This is a genomic window from Planomonospora sp. ID91781, from assembly GCF_015711595.1.
GTDB lineage: Bacteria > Actinomycetota > Actinomycetes > Streptosporangiales > Streptosporangiaceae > Planomonospora > Planomonospora parontospora.
This window is the reverse complement of sequence record NZ_JABTEY010000003.1, coordinates 269,402-283,064: the sequence shown is the minus strand read 5'-3', so window position 1 is coordinate 283,064 and position 13,663 is coordinate 269,402. Positions and strand designations below refer to the sequence as shown.

19 protein-coding genes and 1 tRNA gene are annotated in these 13,663 nt (G+C 72.8%); 14 read left to right on the top strand and 6 right to left on the bottom strand.

The genetic code is table 11. The annotated features are described in order from the left end of the window. The first annotated feature begins 4 nt into the window (after nucleotides 1–4). Both HS048_RS31590 and HS048_RS31585 read left to right on the top strand, forming a co-directional pair. Nucleotides 5–631, top strand: a complete 627-nt coding sequence (locus tag HS048_RS31590) for a DUF305 domain-containing protein (protein WP_230882398.1) — start codon at nucleotides 5–7, stop codon at nucleotides 629–631. Nucleotides 632–760: 129 nt separating this feature from the next. Beyond that, entirely contained in the window at nucleotides 761–1,624 is an 864-nt protein-coding gene (locus HS048_RS31585) for an SDR family oxidoreductase (protein WP_068897503.1), read from the top strand. A gap of 128 nt (nucleotides 1,625–1,752) precedes the next feature. On the opposite strand, the gene HS048_RS31580 is transcribed toward HS048_RS31585, so the two are convergent. Continuing rightward, nucleotides 1,753–2,271: a shikimate kinase gene (locus HS048_RS31580; protein ID WP_196469709.1), complete on the bottom strand. Its 519-nt coding sequence runs from the start codon at nucleotides 2,269–2,271 to the stop codon at nucleotides 1,753–1,755. A 77-nt stretch (nucleotides 2,272–2,348) separates the two neighbouring features. Between HS048_RS31580 and HS048_RS31575 the strand changes: the two genes are divergently transcribed. The 4 genes from HS048_RS31575 to HS048_RS31560 all read left to right on the top strand — a co-directional run bounded on the left by HS048_RS31575 (nucleotide 2,349) and on the right by HS048_RS31560 (nucleotide 4,079). After that, complete coding sequence (locus HS048_RS31575) at nucleotides 2,349–2,612, top strand: DUF6458 family protein (RefSeq protein ID WP_068897502.1); 264 nt, start codon at nucleotides 2,349–2,351, stop codon at nucleotides 2,610–2,612. Between the two features lie 31 nt (nucleotides 2,613–2,643). Continuing rightward, the gene (locus HS048_RS31570; RefSeq protein ID WP_068897501.1) at nucleotides 2,644–2,895 is read left to right on the top strand and encodes a DUF4235 domain-containing protein; all 252 of its coding nucleotides are present in this window, start codon (nucleotides 2,644–2,646) and stop codon (nucleotides 2,893–2,895) included. A gap of 210 nt (nucleotides 2,896–3,105) precedes the next feature. Then, nucleotides 3,106–3,351 (top strand): BON domain-containing protein, encoded by a 246-nt coding sequence (locus tag HS048_RS31565; RefSeq protein ID WP_068897500.1) that lies wholly within the window; start codon nucleotides 3,106–3,108, stop codon nucleotides 3,349–3,351. Continuing rightward, nucleotides 3,348–4,079, top strand: coding sequence for a metallophosphoesterase (locus HS048_RS31560; RefSeq protein WP_196469708.1), 732 nt, complete (start codon nucleotides 3,348–3,350; stop codon nucleotides 4,077–4,079). The genes HS048_RS31565 and HS048_RS31560 overlap by 4 nt, the downstream gene beginning before the upstream one ends. Nucleotides 4,080–4,424: 345 nt before the next feature. On the opposite strand, the gene HS048_RS31555 is transcribed toward HS048_RS31560, so the two are convergent. Both HS048_RS31555 and HS048_RS31550 read right to left on the bottom strand, forming a co-directional pair. After that, the gene (locus tag HS048_RS31555) at nucleotides 4,425–4,574 is read right to left on the bottom strand and encodes a GPGG-motif small membrane protein (protein WP_184719841.1); all 150 of its coding nucleotides are present in this window, start codon (nucleotides 4,572–4,574) and stop codon (nucleotides 4,425–4,427) included. A gap of 25 nt (nucleotides 4,575–4,599) precedes the next feature. Further along, nucleotides 4,600–5,100, bottom strand: a complete 501-nt coding sequence (locus tag HS048_RS31550) for a DUF6328 family protein (protein ID WP_196469707.1) — start codon at nucleotides 5,098–5,100, stop codon at nucleotides 4,600–4,602. Between the two features lie 119 nt (nucleotides 5,101–5,219). On the opposite strand from HS048_RS31550, the gene HS048_RS31545 reads away from it, so the two are divergent. The 4 genes from HS048_RS31545 (at nucleotide 5,220) to HS048_RS31530 (ending at nucleotide 7,094) form a co-directional block, all read left to right on the top strand. Beyond that, a complete protein-coding gene (locus HS048_RS31545; protein WP_230882396.1) occupies nucleotides 5,220–5,771 on the top strand; it encodes a nucleotidyltransferase family protein in 552 nt (183 codons plus the stop codon). A gap of 113 nt (nucleotides 5,772–5,884) precedes the next feature. Beyond that, nucleotides 5,885–5,958: transfer RNA gene (locus HS048_RS31540), tRNA-Lys, on the top strand. Nucleotides 5,959–6,195: 237 nt separating this feature from the next. Continuing rightward, the gene (locus HS048_RS37775; protein WP_230882395.1) at nucleotides 6,196–6,684 is read left to right on the top strand and encodes a hypothetical protein; all 489 of its coding nucleotides are present in this window, start codon (nucleotides 6,196–6,198) and stop codon (nucleotides 6,682–6,684) included. Nucleotides 6,685–6,926: 242 nt separating this feature from the next. After that, complete coding sequence (locus tag HS048_RS31530) at nucleotides 6,927–7,094, top strand: hypothetical protein (protein ID WP_157237477.1); 168 nt, start codon at nucleotides 6,927–6,929, stop codon at nucleotides 7,092–7,094. Between the two features lie 84 nt (nucleotides 7,095–7,178). On the opposite strand, the gene HS048_RS31525 is transcribed toward HS048_RS31530, so the two are convergent. Both HS048_RS31525 and HS048_RS31520 read right to left on the bottom strand, forming a co-directional pair. Beyond that, nucleotides 7,179–7,883 carry a CBS domain-containing protein gene (locus HS048_RS31525; RefSeq protein ID WP_196469910.1) on the bottom strand — a complete coding sequence of 235 codons (705 nt, stop codon included), beginning with the start codon at nucleotides 7,881–7,883 and terminating at the stop codon, nucleotides 7,179–7,181. Nucleotides 7,884–8,252: 369 nt separating this feature from the next. Beyond that, nucleotides 8,253–8,888, bottom strand: a complete 636-nt coding sequence (locus HS048_RS31520; RefSeq protein ID WP_196469706.1) for a TetR/AcrR family transcriptional regulator — start codon at nucleotides 8,886–8,888, stop codon at nucleotides 8,253–8,255. Between the two features lie 86 nt (nucleotides 8,889–8,974). Between HS048_RS31520 and HS048_RS31515 the strand changes: the two genes are divergently transcribed. Continuing rightward, nucleotides 8,975–9,787: an SDR family oxidoreductase gene (locus HS048_RS31515; protein WP_196469705.1), complete on the top strand. Its 813-nt coding sequence runs from the start codon at nucleotides 8,975–8,977 to the stop codon at nucleotides 9,785–9,787. 87 nt (nucleotides 9,788–9,874) lie between these two features. Here the strand turns inward: HS048_RS31515 and HS048_RS31510 are convergent, their stop codons facing one another. Next, the gene (locus HS048_RS31510; protein WP_196469704.1) at nucleotides 9,875–10,759 is read right to left on the bottom strand and encodes a hypothetical protein; all 885 of its coding nucleotides are present in this window, start codon (nucleotides 10,757–10,759) and stop codon (nucleotides 9,875–9,877) included. A 306-nt stretch (nucleotides 10,760–11,065) separates the two neighbouring features. Between HS048_RS31510 and HS048_RS31505 the strand changes: the two genes are divergently transcribed. The 3 genes from HS048_RS31505 (at nucleotide 11,066) to HS048_RS31495 (ending at nucleotide 13,588) form a co-directional block, all read left to right on the top strand. Then, on the top strand, nucleotides 11,066–11,989 hold the full coding sequence (locus HS048_RS31505) for a universal stress protein (protein ID WP_196469703.1): 924 nt from the start codon (nucleotides 11,066–11,068) through the stop codon (nucleotides 11,987–11,989). A gap of 75 nt (nucleotides 11,990–12,064) precedes the next feature. Next, nucleotides 12,065–13,021 (top strand): TIGR03885 family FMN-dependent LLM class oxidoreductase, encoded by a 957-nt coding sequence (locus HS048_RS31500; protein WP_196469702.1) that lies wholly within the window; start codon nucleotides 12,065–12,067, stop codon nucleotides 13,019–13,021. Nucleotides 13,022–13,126: 105 nt separating this feature from the next. After that, complete coding sequence (locus HS048_RS31495; RefSeq protein WP_196469701.1) at nucleotides 13,127–13,588, top strand: ATP-binding protein; 462 nt, start codon at nucleotides 13,127–13,129, stop codon at nucleotides 13,586–13,588. The last annotated feature ends 75 nt before the right edge of the window (nucleotides 13,589–13,663 follow it).

Genomic DNA, 13,663 nt, shown 5'->3' with positions numbered 1-13,663 from the left:
CGCCATGACGCGACCCCGTGCGGAGTGCGGAGCGCGGCGCGTCCCACCGGCCCTCCCGGTGGCCCTGCTCGCCGTCGCGGCCCTCGTGGCCGTCACCGGCTGCGGTGCCCCCGAGGGCCGGTGGGCGCGGGAGGCGATGGCCGAGCGGGCGGCCGCGGCCGGCGCCGCCCGGGGCTTCAACTCCGCCGACGTGATGTTCCTGCAGATGATGGTGGTCCACAACGGCCAGGGCGTCGAGCTGGCCCGGCTGGCGCGCGGCCGGGAGGTCCGCGAGGAGGTCGGCACCCTCGCTGCGGCGATCGCCGTGACGCAGGAGGCCGAGACGGCCGCCATGGCGGGCAGGCTGCGCGACTGGGGACAGCCGCCGACCGCGCCGCCCGACGAGCACGCCGCGCACGGCGGGATGCCGGAGACGGCCGCGCGCGAGATCGCCTCGGTCGCGGGCGCGGCCCCGGCCGACTTCGAGCGGGCCTTCCTCAACATGATGATCGCCCACCAGGACGACGCGGCGCAGCTGGCCAGGGCGGAGGCCATCGCCGGGCTGCATCCCGAGGTCAGGGAGCTGGCCGGGCGGATCGACGCCTCCCGCACGGCACAGGTCGAGCGGATGCTGGAGCTGCTCGGGGGCTGAGGCCGTACGGCCCCGCGGCCCCGGCCGGGACCCCGCCGGGACCGGGGGAGACCGGGAGGGCCGGAGAACGGCGGGACGCCGTGCCGGGTACGGCGGAATGCGGCGCGGGACATCGGGTAGGCGGGCCGTATGCCACAGGAACAGAGCAGCACGCCGCCGCCCCAGACCCAGCCCTACCCCGGGGAGAGCGGGGCGATGACACCCGAACCCAGGGACGAGATGCGCGACTACGCCGGCCGCGACCTCCTCGCCGGCAAGCGCGCGCTGATCACCGGGGGCGACTCCGGCATCGGGCGGGCCGTGGCGGTCGCGTTCGCCAAGGAGGGCGCCGACGTCGCCATCGCCTACCTGGACGAGCACGAGGACGCCGAGCACACCAAGGGCCTCGTCGAGAAGGAGGGGCGGCGCTGCGTGCTGCTCCCGGGTGACCTGGCGAGCGCCGCGCACTGCCGCCAGGTGGTCGAGTCGGCCGTCTCCGCGCTCGGCGGCCTCGACGTGCTGGTCAACAACGTCGCCACGCAGGCGCCGGTGGAGTCGCTGGAGGAGCTGTCCGACTCCCAGTGGGAGCGCACGTTCGCCGTGAACATCCACAGCTACTTCTGGGTGACCAAGGCGGCCCTCGCGCACATGCCCGACGGGAGCGCCATCGTCAACACCTCCTCGATCAACGGGCTGCGCGGGAACAAGACCCTGATCGACTACTCCGCGACCAAGGGGGCGATCAACGCCCTGACCTACTCGCTCGCGCAGACCCTGGTCGAGCGGCGCATCAGGGTGAACGCGGTGGCGCCGGGGCCGGTCTGGACACCGCTGATCCCCGCGACCTTCCCGGAGGAGAAGGTCGGCAAGTTCGGCGAGCAGGTGCCGATGAAGCGCCCCGCCCAGCCCGACGAGATCGCGCCGTCGTACGTCTTCTTCGCCTCAGACCGGCTCTCCTCCTACTACACCGGGGAGGTCCTGGCTCCGATCGGCGGCGAGACGCTCCCGGGATGAACCGGCGGCGCGCTCCGGCCCATCCGGCGTGCCCGGGCCGCTCGGCACGCCCGGACCACCCGGCCCATCCGACGCGCTAGGCCCGTCCGGCCCGTCCGGCGCGCGGGGCGGGCCGGGCGGGGTACGGCTCACCGGTCGCCGAGCGACGCGAGCACCGAGGAGGCCACCTCCGCGGGTTCGGCCGCCGACACGTCGAAGGTCAGGTCCGCCACCTCGGCGAAGAACGGCCCCCTGCGGGCCCGCTGCTTGGTGAGCATCACGTCGAGGTCGGGCTCGAAGTGCGGGCGGTGCCCGCCGGAGAGCATCCGCTCGGCGAGGACCTCGGCCGGGGCGTCCAGCCAGACCACCAGCGCGGAGGCCAGCGCCTCCCGGCAGGCCGGGTCCTCCACCACGCTCGCGGCCGCGGCGATCACCGGGGGCGGCTGCTCGGCGAGGGACTCGCGCAGGTGCTCGGCCTCCCGGCGGTGCAGCTCCTCCACGCCCTCCCGCTCGGCCGTCTGGGCCGCCGTGGCGCCGCCGTACCGGGCGGAGAGGTCGGGGTCGCTGTCACGCAGCTCGCGTCCCAGCTCCGCGGCCAGGATGCGGGCCACGGAGGACTTGCCCGCGCCCATCAGGCCCGTCACGACGATCGGACGGTTGAATTTCACGGCGGCCTCCGAGGTCAACGTTTGAGATCCGTGTGGGGGATAGGTGAAGTGGCGTTGGCACGAAGGAGGGAAATCCCATGACCATCGCAGGCGGAATCATCCTCATCATGCTCGGCGCCATCTTCACATGGGCGGTCGAATTCGATCTCGCGGGGTTCGACATCAACATCCTCGGCGTCATCCTGATGCTGGGCGGCCTGGTCTGGCTGCTGATCGCCATCTACCGGATGAACGTCGCCCGCAGGGCCATCGCGCCCACCACGGTGGTCGTCGAGGAGGACCCGGTGACCCACCGGCGCGTCTACGAGGAGCGTCACTACGACGACCCGCCGGTCGTGTGAGATTCCCGCAACGTGAGACGGAGGACGGACATTGAGCACTCTCGTATCCCGAGGCGTGGGGACCGCAGGCGGAATGCTCGGCGGTCTCGTCGCCGGAGCCATCTTCAAGCAGGTCTGGAAGCTGGCGGCGGGCAAGGACGACGCGCCGCAGGCCACGTCCGAGGAGTACGGCTGGGGCGAGATCCTCGTCGCGGCGGCCGTGCAGGGCGCGATCTACGGCATGGTCAAGGCGGCGATCGACCGCTCCACGTCCCGGAGCCTGCACCAGGCCACCGGGAAGTAGAGCCGCCGACGCGGCCCGCGCGAGGTCCCCGGCCCCGAGGAGGGCGCCGGGGCTTCCGTGTGCCCGCGGCGAAAGCCCCGGCCCCAGGACGGCGCCGGGGCTTTCGCCTGCCCGGGACCGGACGGTACGGCCTCTGGTCGGTCTCCTTCTCCGTTTGCCCTCCGGCAGCGCGGGAAGGCGATCTGTTCTGAGGGCGAAAGGAGTTCGATCATGGAGGCTCCGCAGTACGTCGCCGCGCGGGTGCAACAGGCGCTGGCGGAGGACGAACGCACCACCGAACTCGGCATCCGGGTGGACGTCAGGGGAGAGCAGCTCTTCCTGCGCGGCCAGGTGACCTCCGAGGAACGCCGCGATCTGATCGCCGGCGTGGCGGAGGAGGCGGCTCCCGGACTGGCGGTCCGCAACGAGCTCACCGTGGCGGACATCCGGGAACCGGGAGGGGAGGAGAAGCTGTGAGCAAGCTGCGCATCGCGGCGGTCGGTGACGTGCACCTGGGCGAGGACGTCCGGGGCCGCTACCGAGAGCATCTCGCCGGCATCGAGGACAAGGCCGACGTGCTGCTACTGGCCGGAGACCTGACCCGGCACGGCACACTGGAGGAGGGCCAGGTGGTGGCGGACGAGTTCCGCGACCTGCCCATCCCGGTGGTCGCCGTGCTCGGCAACCACGACCACCACTCCGACCGGCCCGCGGAGATCGCGGCTCTGCTGCGCGACGCCGGGATCATGGTGCTCCACGACGACGCGGTCGTGCTCGACATCGGCGGGACGCGGCTCGGCGTGGTCGGGGGCAAGGGATTCGGCGGCGGGTTCGCCGGCAAGTGCGCCAGCGAGTTCGGGGAGCCGGAGATCAAGGCGTTCGTGAACCACACGAAGCGGATCGCGGACCGCTGGCGGCGCGCGCTCAAGGAGACCGAGGCCGACGTGCGCGTCGTCCTGTCGCACTACTCTCCGGTCAACGACACGCTGGAGGGCGAGCCGCTGGAGATCTACCCTTTCCTAGGCAGCTACCTGCTGGCCGAGGCCGTGGACGCCGAGGGCGCCGACCTGATCGTGCACGGCCACGCGCACAAGGGGACCGAGAAGGGCATGACGCCCGGCGGGATCCGGGTGCGCAACGTGGCGCTGCCGGTGCTGGGCCGGGCCTACGCGGTCTACTGCCACGACGGCGACGGCCAGTGCTGAGCCGCCGCGACGGCGACGGCCGGTGCTGAGCCGCCGCGACGGCGACGGCCGGTGCTGAGCCGCCGCGACGGCGACGGCCGGTGCTGAGCCGCCGGCCGCCGGAGGCGCCGCCGGGACCGCTGAGCCGACGGTGGCGGCGGTCCTGAGGCGCAGGTCCCGGAAAGTCCCCGAACGCGGCGGTCCTGAGGCGAGGTCCCGGAAAGACCTCGAACGCGGCGGTGCCGGGAACGGCGGCGGGAGGCGGACACGGAAGCGGGCCGGGTGGGAACCCGGCCCGCTAGGTCTTGTGATCTGGACTCTGTGACGGGACTTCGATGTGGTGGTGCCGGCGGGCCATGGCCCGCGTCAGACGTTGAAGATGCTCACACCCCCCGGACCGACCAGGAAGCCGAGCACGATGAGCACGATCCCCCAGAGGAGGTCGCGGCGGGCCAGGATCACGTAGATCCCGGAGATGACCAGTACGACTGCGATGATCCAGAGCAAGGTAGCCATGAAAGGCGACTGCCCCAAGGAATCGTCAACTAACGTCCTTGTCCCGGTAAAGATCGATCATCGGCTGGACGAACCACAACCAGGCGCTGAGCAGCCCCACGGCCCCGCCGAAGACCGCGGCCGGCCAGCCCGGGATCACCGTCTCCGTGACGAGCGCGACCGCGCTCGTCATCGCGACGGCGAGCGCGATCGCACCCACGATGCCGAGCTCGTTGGCGCGGTGCAGCATCCTCTCCTTCAGCCCCGTGCGGAACAGCAGGCGGTGCTGGGCGGCCGGCGTGATGAAGCAGACCGAGGCGAAGGCCGAACTGAGCAGCGAGATGAAGAAAAGCCAGCGGCCGAGGGTGTCCACCTTCCCGAAACCGGCGGAGAAGGGCAGCGTCAGCAGGAAGGCGAAGAGGACCTGCACCCCGGTGACCGCGACGCGCAGTCCCTGGAGCAGCTCGGTCAATTCGCGGTCAACGCGCTCCTTGTGACTCTCACCGGGTGCGGGGGGTTCTGTACGGACTTCTTCAGGTTGAATCATCGAAGTCCATTACCCGGGCTTACCCAGGTCATACCTGGGGACTACCGGCCGGTCCAGGGGGTAGCCACTCGTTTATGGGAAGCCACAGCCATGAGGTCACCGACGCCATTCTGGAGACGTTGAAGCGATCGAGCAGTGCGCTCAAAGACGCCGGTGTCCGCTTCGCGCTCGCCGGCGGATGCGCCGCCTACGCGCGCGGGGCCGCACCCTCGCTGCACGACGTCGACTTCGTCCTGCCGCAGGAGGACGTGCCGACCGCCCTGGAGGCACTGAGCGAACTGGGCTTCACCACGGCCAAACCGCCGGAGGACTGGCTGGTCAAAGCCTACGATGAGGGCCGGTTGGTGGACCTGATCTTCCGGATCGCCGACAACGCGGTCACCCCCGCGCTGCTGGAGCGGGCCGAGCCGCTGAAGGCCTCCGCGGTGATCGTGCCCGTCCTGGAGGCGACCGACCTGGTGATCTCGTGGCTGCTGCCGCTCTCGGAGCACGCCTGCGACTACGGCTCCCTGCTCCCGCAGGTCCGGGCGCTGCGCGAGCAGGTCGACTGGAACCGGGTGGCGGCGGTCGTCCGGGACTCGCCGTACGCTTCGACCTTCCTGATCCTGCTGGAGCGGCTGGGCGTGATCTCCGACCCCGTCGACTCGGAGGGCGACCCGGCCTGGCCGTGAGCGCGGAACGCCGGGACCGCAGCGGACACGGGAAGCGCTGGAGCAGCGAACTCCGTACATGTCGTGCGATGTACGGACCACCGGGCGGAGTCCTGTAGTCTTTTGCTGGTCAAGCGCCGCTAGCTCAGTTGGTTAGAGCAGCTGACTCTTAATCAGCGGGTCCGGGGTTCGAGTCCCTGGCGGCGCACCGGCGGAGAGCCCGGGTCACCTGTGACCCGGGCTCTTTCCTTTCCCCGTCCGGCTCCTTCCGTGCGCGGACGCCCGGGGCCTCCGGCATGCTCGCCGGGTCGCCGGGTCGCCGGGTCGCCGGGAGCGGGCGGAGGGCGGTCCGGCCGGGCCGCGGCGGGGTCCGCGTACCCAAGCGATGCGCGGAGTTTTCCGGGATCAGACCTGGCTCGGGTTACTCTGGGCCGGGGGTCACGATATGAGAGCATTCGTCTGCGTGCTGGCGTTGACCATGGCGGCCGCCGGTTGCGGTTCCGGACCGGAGAGCGCCCCGGCGCAGGCGCCGCCGCAGGTCCCGGCGGCGGGGACGGCGGTGAATCCGGCCCGGCCGGACGAGGCGAAGCCGGACGGGGCCGACAAGGACCGGACTCCGGACCGGACGCCGGGCGGGTCTCCTGACGGGTCCTCCGCGGGCGGGGCCGAGGTGAGCCCGGAGCAGCACCGGATCCTGACCGGCCAGTGCCGGTACGCCGACACGGCCGGGCTGCGGGAGGAGTGCCTGGCGGCCGTCCGGCGCGGCTACCGGGTGGGGCGGGAGAACCGCGACCTGGACTGCCGGACGTACTCCGGCGTCACCGTGTGCGGCCGGCTCCCGCTCAGCGAGCGGGAGCGCGGGTGCGTCGAGAAGTGGGTGACGGGCGGGCTGACGCAGCGCAGGGCCGAGGTGGAGTGCTACGTCTTCTCCTGAACTCCTGAACTCCTGACTCCCCGCCGACCCCCTGCGCCGCCGGTAGCCCCGTACCCCGGTATCCCTGACTCCCGGCACCCCCGGCCCACTGGCTCCCGGATGAGTCCGGACTCGTCCGGACTCATCCGGGCTCCCGGACCGGACGGCCGGAACGGCTTCTCCCGCGGCGATCGCGATAGGAAGGCCCGCCGGGGGGCAGTTGACCGTGCACGCCGATCGCCCACCCCCGGAGGGATCACGATATGACGATCAATCCGCTGCCCCTGTGCCGGACCTGCGGGGCCATGGTCGAACACCCCGGACGCCACCGGGAGTGGCACGAGGCCCTCGAACGCCTGGTCCCCGGCCTGGAGGCCGAGCTGGAGAGGTCGCACGGGACCGAGGACTCCGGCCAAGGCCACACCTTCTGAGCCCTTCCCCCTCTCCGGGGTCTCCGGTCCGTCCGGGGTCCCTGGCCCCTCCGGCGTCTCCGGTCCGTCCGGACGCGACGGAGTTCAGGCTCCGCCCCAGACGACCGGGACGGGCACCGTGTCGTCGGCCCGCCAGGAGAGCTCGTCGACGACGTCGACGACCCCGTCGAGGTTGCGGGTCACGCGGACGGCCGCGGCGGCCTGGCTGCGCGTCTCCAGTTCGCCGGAGATCGTCACGATCCCCTCCCGCGAGGTGATCCGTACGGCCTCCGGATCCGCCCAGAGGTTCCGCACGATGACGTCGTCGCGGACGCGGCGCTCGATCTCGGCGTCGCTGCGCACGAACACGCGGATCACGTCGCGGCGGCTGACGATGCCGACCAGGGTGCCGTCGGAGGCGACCACGGGGAGCCGCTTGACGCCGTGCCGGTCCATCATGCGGGCGACCAGCACGATGGAGGAGTCGGGGGTGGTGACGACGGCGGGGGAGGTCATCAGCTCCTCGGCCGTGTCCCCGGCCGCCCGGCGCTCGACGTCGCCGTCCTCGCCCAGGCGGTGGCGGAGCCGGGTGCGCAGCGGCGGGCGGTACGCCTCGCCGTAGTAGCGCTCCTTGAACTCCTCCTTGCGGACCAGATCGGCCTCGGACACGACGCCGACCACCCGTTGCGCGGCGTCCACGACAGGGACGCCGCTCACGCCCCGGTCGATGAGGAGCGCGGCGATCGTGTGGAAGGGCGCGTTCGCCCGCACGGCCGCGACCTCGGTGGTCATGACGTCCTTGACGGTCATCTTCACGGTGAACCTCCGGTGGGGCGTCGGGGGAAGCGGGGACGGGACCCCGGCCTGCGCCGGCCCGCCCGCGCGGCCCCGCGGTTCGGCGCGGTCGCCCGGCCGGATCCGTCTCCCGGCCCGGGATCTCCCGCCCCTCCATTCCATCGCCGGGCGGGTCCGGCGAGGAGGGGCGGAGGTCCCCGGCGGCAGGGCCTTTCGGCCGCCGTCCGGCGGCGGTCGGGGTTCGACCAGGTCGACGCCCTCGCGGACGCGACGAACGGCGGGACCCGTCCGACCGGCCGCCCGCCCGGCCGCGGAGGGGAGCGGGGATGAACGGCCCGGCCCGCCGGGGTCGGGGACCCGGCTCCGGGAGGGCGTCGCCGAGCGCTAGCCGTCCCGTTCCGTGCGGTGGTTCTGCGGCGGCGCCGGCCGGGCCAGGCCGTACATCAGCGTGTCGATGACGAGGGTGGCGAGGGCGTCGGGATCGGTGGCCCGGACGGCGCAGGCGGTGCCGGCGTCCCGGCCGGTGTGGTGCGCGGCCTCGCCCAGCAGGGCGAGGTACGCCTGCCTGGCCCAGGCCGTGTCGATGTCCGGCGGCAGCAGACCGGACTCCACGGCCCTCGCGAAGACCGTCTCGCAGTTCGCCATCACGGTGGCGTGGACGGCCTGCGCCCGCGGGCTGAGCGGCACCGGGCGGGTCAGGGTGAAGCGCCAGCCCGGCTTGACCTGCAGGATGTTCGCGGTGGCCTGGTGCAGGGCGACCAGCGGGGGCGCGGTCTTCGGTCGGGCAGCCTCGACTGCCTGCTCGATCTCGCGCCAGGCGGTGACCTCCATCGTCTCGAGCAGCGCCTCGCGGCTGGCGAACCTGCGGTGGACGGTCGCCCGCGCCACCCCCGCCGCCTCGGCGATCTGCTCCATGGTGGCGGCCGGATTGGTGCCGAGCAGGTCCTCGGCCGCTCTCATGATCGCTTTGATGCTGCGTTCGGCGTCCGCCCGCAATGGCCTGCCTGCTGTACCACTCATGGGAAGACGCTACAACCTCGCTCGGCTCCGACGTGTAACTGAGACTAGTTGTTGCAGATCAGTATTTATCTGATACGTTCCCTCTCATGAAGCCGCAGAACACCACCGCCCTGATCACCGGCGCCTCCTCCGGCATCGGTGCCGAGTTCGCCCGTCAACTGGCCGCCCGCGGCCACCACCTGGTGCTCGTCGCCCGCTCGGTGCCCGCGCTGGAGGCGCTGGCCGCCGAGCTGCGGGGCGCCTACGGAGTCCGGGCCGAGGTCGTCCCGCACGACCTGTCCGCCCCCGACGCCGCCACGCGGGTCGCCGAGGCGCTCGCCGCCCGGGAGATCGCGGTCGACCTGCTGGTCAACAACGCGGGTTTCGGCACGGCGGGGCGTTTCGAGGGCATCGCGGCCGAGCGCGAGCACGATGAGCTCATGGTCAACGTCGTGGCCCTGGTGGGACTGACCCACGCCTTCCTGCCCGGGATGCTCTCGCGGGGCTCCGGGGCGGTGGTGAACGTGGGGTCGACCGCGGGGTTCAACATCACCCCCTACTTCGCGACGTACGGGGCCTCCAAGACCTTCGTCCTCAACTTCAGCCTCGCCCTGTGGAGCGAGATGCGCGGCACCGGGGTGAAGGTGCTGGCCGTCGCGCCGGGCCCGGTCGAGACGGCGTTCTTCGACGGGATCGGCACGCGGAAGGCGGCGATCGGGGCGAAGATGAGCACGCCGGAGCAGGTCGTGACCTCGGCGCTGCGCGCGCTCGACCGCGACCGCGGCTACGTGGTGCCGGGCCTCGGCAACTTCGCGGTGTCCCACCTGATGCCGAGACGGCCCCGCAAGCTCGTCGCGATGATCGGCCGGATGGTCACCCGGCAGGTGGCCGACGAGCTCACACCCGTCACGGCGCGGTGACCTCTCCCGCGCCGGGCGCGTCGTGAGGGCCCGTCCACCCGGGGAGCCGTCCCGGGCACGGCGGCGGGATCCTCGGCGGGACCGGGCTCAGAACGCCGTCGGAGCGGTCTTCGCGCGGGCGGCGGCCTCGCCCTCCCAGTCGACGGCGACCTTCTCCGGGTCCTCCGCGGCGATCCGGACGGGCAGCCGGGTGCCGGGCACCGTACGGTGCAGGTGGGCCGGGGGCACGCGGTGGCCGAGCCGCACCTGGTACGGCGCGCCCCCGCCGTCGGGGACCACCTGCAGCACGAACCCCACGATCGGGTCGCCGTTGCCGGCGGTCATGCCGTTCAGGTCGAAGGTGCCCATCACCGTGGCGGTGCCGGGCAGGCCCCGGGCGAGCAGGTCGGCTGCGGACAGGTGCTCGGCGACCACCGGCTCCTCCCGGCCGGGCGCGCGGTTCCAGTCGACGGCCAGCCGCCGCGGGTCCGCCGGGTCGATCCGCACGGACAGCACGGAGCCGGGCAGCACCGCGCCGACGAGCAGCCGGGGCAGGGTCTCGCGGTGCGCGACCCGGTACGGGGCCGCGCCCCCGGGGCGGACCTCCAGCTCGAAGCCGACCATGGGCTGGTCGTTCAGGGTCATGCCGGTGTCCCTCATGGAGAGCACGACGGCGGTGGCGGGCACCCCGCCGGCGAGCAGGTCGCCGTTGCCCCGGGCCATGTCCTGCAGGTCCCGGACCATGCCGAAGAGCCCGCCGGACTTCTCCGGGCCGAGCTGCTCCTCGAACACCGACATCCCCCGGCGGAAGGCCGTCGTGTGGAACGACCAGGCCGAGGTGAAGACCCCGGCGAAGGTCGTCATCATCCCGACGACGAAGGCCGGAGTGGCCCAGGTTGGCATCGGCCACATGGTCATCCCGGTGACCCCCGCCGCGAGGAGGAGGCCCCCGCAGATCCCGACCCCCACACCCAGCTTGCCCATGCGTGCCATCGACGTTCCCTCGTCCTCTCCGGTATGCCGCTCCGGGTCACCGTTCTGCGGTGACGCTCCGGAGCGCCGCGTCCGTGCTGCCGCCGACAGGTAACCGCGATCTGCTTTCACGCCGGTTGCAGGCGGATTGCGGTGGTCCGTCCACGGCCCGGCGCGGATCGCCGGGCTTTCACCGGAACGGCGCGGTCCGGCGGGCTTCCACCGGCCCGGCGCGGATCGGCGGGCTTCCACCGGCCCGGTGGCACCGTCCCGGCGGTCCGTCCGCGGACCCCGTCGGAGGCTGTGACGGTCCGTACACGACTGGGTATGGGCACCGCCATGGAACATGTGGTGGTGGGGGTCGACGGATCGGCGAACAGTCTCCGCGCGGTGGAGTGGGCGGTGCGGGAGGCGGGGCGCCGCGGTCTTCCCGTCCGGGTGGTGCACGTCGTGCACGAGTGGCTGCACTCCCGGGCGGAGGGCGAGATCGAGGAGGTGCGGCAGTGGATGTGGCACAACGGCCGCGAGATCGTCGACCAGGCGGTGGCCCACGCGCGTGAGTCCGCGCCGGAGGCGGAGGTCGCCGACGCGGTGGCCTTCGGCGAGCCCGCGCACGCGCTGGCCGCCGAGGCGGGGCCGGGGGACCTGCTCGTGGTCGCCTCGCGCGGGGAGGGCCGGATCTCCAGCCTGCTGCTCGGGTCCGTCGCGCTGAAGATCGTCTCCCAGGCCTCCTGCCCGGTGGCGGTGATCCGCGGCCCGGTGGAGCCGGAGCGGGAGTTCGGGGAGGTCGTGGTCGGCGTGGACGGGTCGCCCGCCGGGGCCGAGGCGCTCAGGTTCGCCGCGGAGGAGGCGTCGGTCCGCGGGGCGCGCCTGCGGGCGCTCCTGGCGTGGAACCTGCCCGTCGCGGCGTCCACCCTGCTCCCGCCGTCGCTCTTCGACCTCACCGAGATCGAGGACGTCTGGACGCGCATCCTGGAGGACGCGGTGCGCCCGGTCGCCAAGGCGCATCCGGAGCTCGAGATCGTCCACGAGCAGGTGATGGGCCATCCGGTCCAGGCGCTCGTCGACGCCTCGGAGGCGGCGGACCTGCTCGTCATGGGATCCCACGGGAAGGGGGCGCTCGCAGGGCTCTTCCTGGGGTCGGTGAGCCACGGCGTGCTGCACCACGCCTGCTGCCCGGTGACGGTGATCGGCCCGCGAGCGCTCCCCGCCCACGGGGACGGCCCCGCCGGCCGCGAGGGGAGCGGCTGACCGGTCGGCCGGTCGGCCGGAGAAGGGCCGCCCGAGGCGGTCTGGAGCGCCGCCGGCTGGGTAGCGATGGAGACCATGGCGACCTACGGCTTTCACTCATCACACGAGCAGATCCACCCGGCCGAGCTGCTGAAGGCGGTGACGCGGGCCGAGCAGGCGGGTTTCGCGGCGGCGATGTCGTCGGACCACTTCTCGCCGTGGAGCGAGCGGCAGGGGCAGTCCGGCTTCGCCTGGTCCTGGCTGGGGGCGGCGCTCCAGGCCACCGGCCTGCCGTTCGGCGTGGTCAACGCGCCGGGGCAGCGCTACCACCCGGCGGTCATCGCCCAGGCGATCGGCACCCTCGGCGCGATGTTCCCCGGCCGGTTCTGGGCCGCGCTGGGCACCGGGGAGGCGAGCAACGAGCACATCACCGGGGAGCGCTGGCCGCGCAAGGCGGTGCGCACGGCGCGGCTGCGCGAGTGCGTCGACGTCATCCGGGCGCTGCTGGCGGGCGAGGAGGTGAGCCACGACGGGCTGGTCACCGTGGACCGGGCCCGCCTGTGGACCCGGCCGGAGACCCCGCCGAAACTGGTGGGGGCGGCGGTGAGCGTGGAGACCGCCCGGTGGTGCGCCGAGTGGGCCGACGGGCTGATCACCGTGAACGCTCCGCTGGAGACGCTGCGCGAGGTCGCGGACGCCTACCGGGAGGCGGGGGGCCGCGGAAAGCTCGCGCTCCAGGTCCACCTGAGCTGGGCGGAGAGCCGGGAGGAGGCCGAGGCGGTCGCCCACGAGCAGTGGCGCAGCAACGTCTTCCGCCCCCCGGTCTGCTGGGATCTCGACACGGCCGAGCTGTTCGACGTGGTGTCGGAGGAGGTCGCGCCCGCCCGGGTCGCCGAGGTGGTCAACGTCTCCTCCGATCTGGGGTGGCACGCGGCCCGGATCAACGAGTACGCGGAACTGGGCTTCGAGGAGATCTACCTGCACCACGTCGGCCAGGAGCAGTCGGCGTTCATCGACGCGTTCGGCGCGAAGGTCCTCCCGCAGCTCAGGTGACATTTCGACATATTTTCGAAACGAGAATGTCGTGAGCGGTTCACATCCCCGGGGTGGATGTTCTACATTTGCTATGGGAGCGCTCCCATAGCTGAGGAGAAGCCAGTGTCCCCCCAGAACGGCTCGCTCATGGCGCCAGCAGACCTCGTCCACACCTTCGAAGGCCTTCTGGCCGCGGCCCCCGCGAGCGTGCGCGAGGCCCGTTCCCTGGTGCGCCGCGAGCTCCCGGGCTGGGGCGCCGAAGACCTGGTGGACGACTGCGTGCTCATCGTGAGCGAGCTGGTCACCAACGCCGTCCGCCACGGGGGCGCGGCCTGCGCGCTGCGCCTCGGCGGCGACGGCGCCCACGTGTACGGCGAGCTCTTCGACCCGGGCACGGGCGCGCCCCGGATGCGCGAGGCGGACATGGAGGCCACCGGCGGCAGGGGCCTGCAGATCGTCGACGCCCTCGCCGCCGAATGGGGCGTGTCCTGGCCGGAGTCCGGCGGGAAGATCGTCTGGTTCGTGCTCGGCGGCGGATGCATGCCGTACGGGGCGCTCCACCGCGCGTCGGGCGCCTTCGCCTGATCCGTGCCAGTCGTGCCGGTCGTGTTGTCCGTGCCGGGCGTCCTCGCCTGATCCGCACCGGCGCGGGCCGGAGAC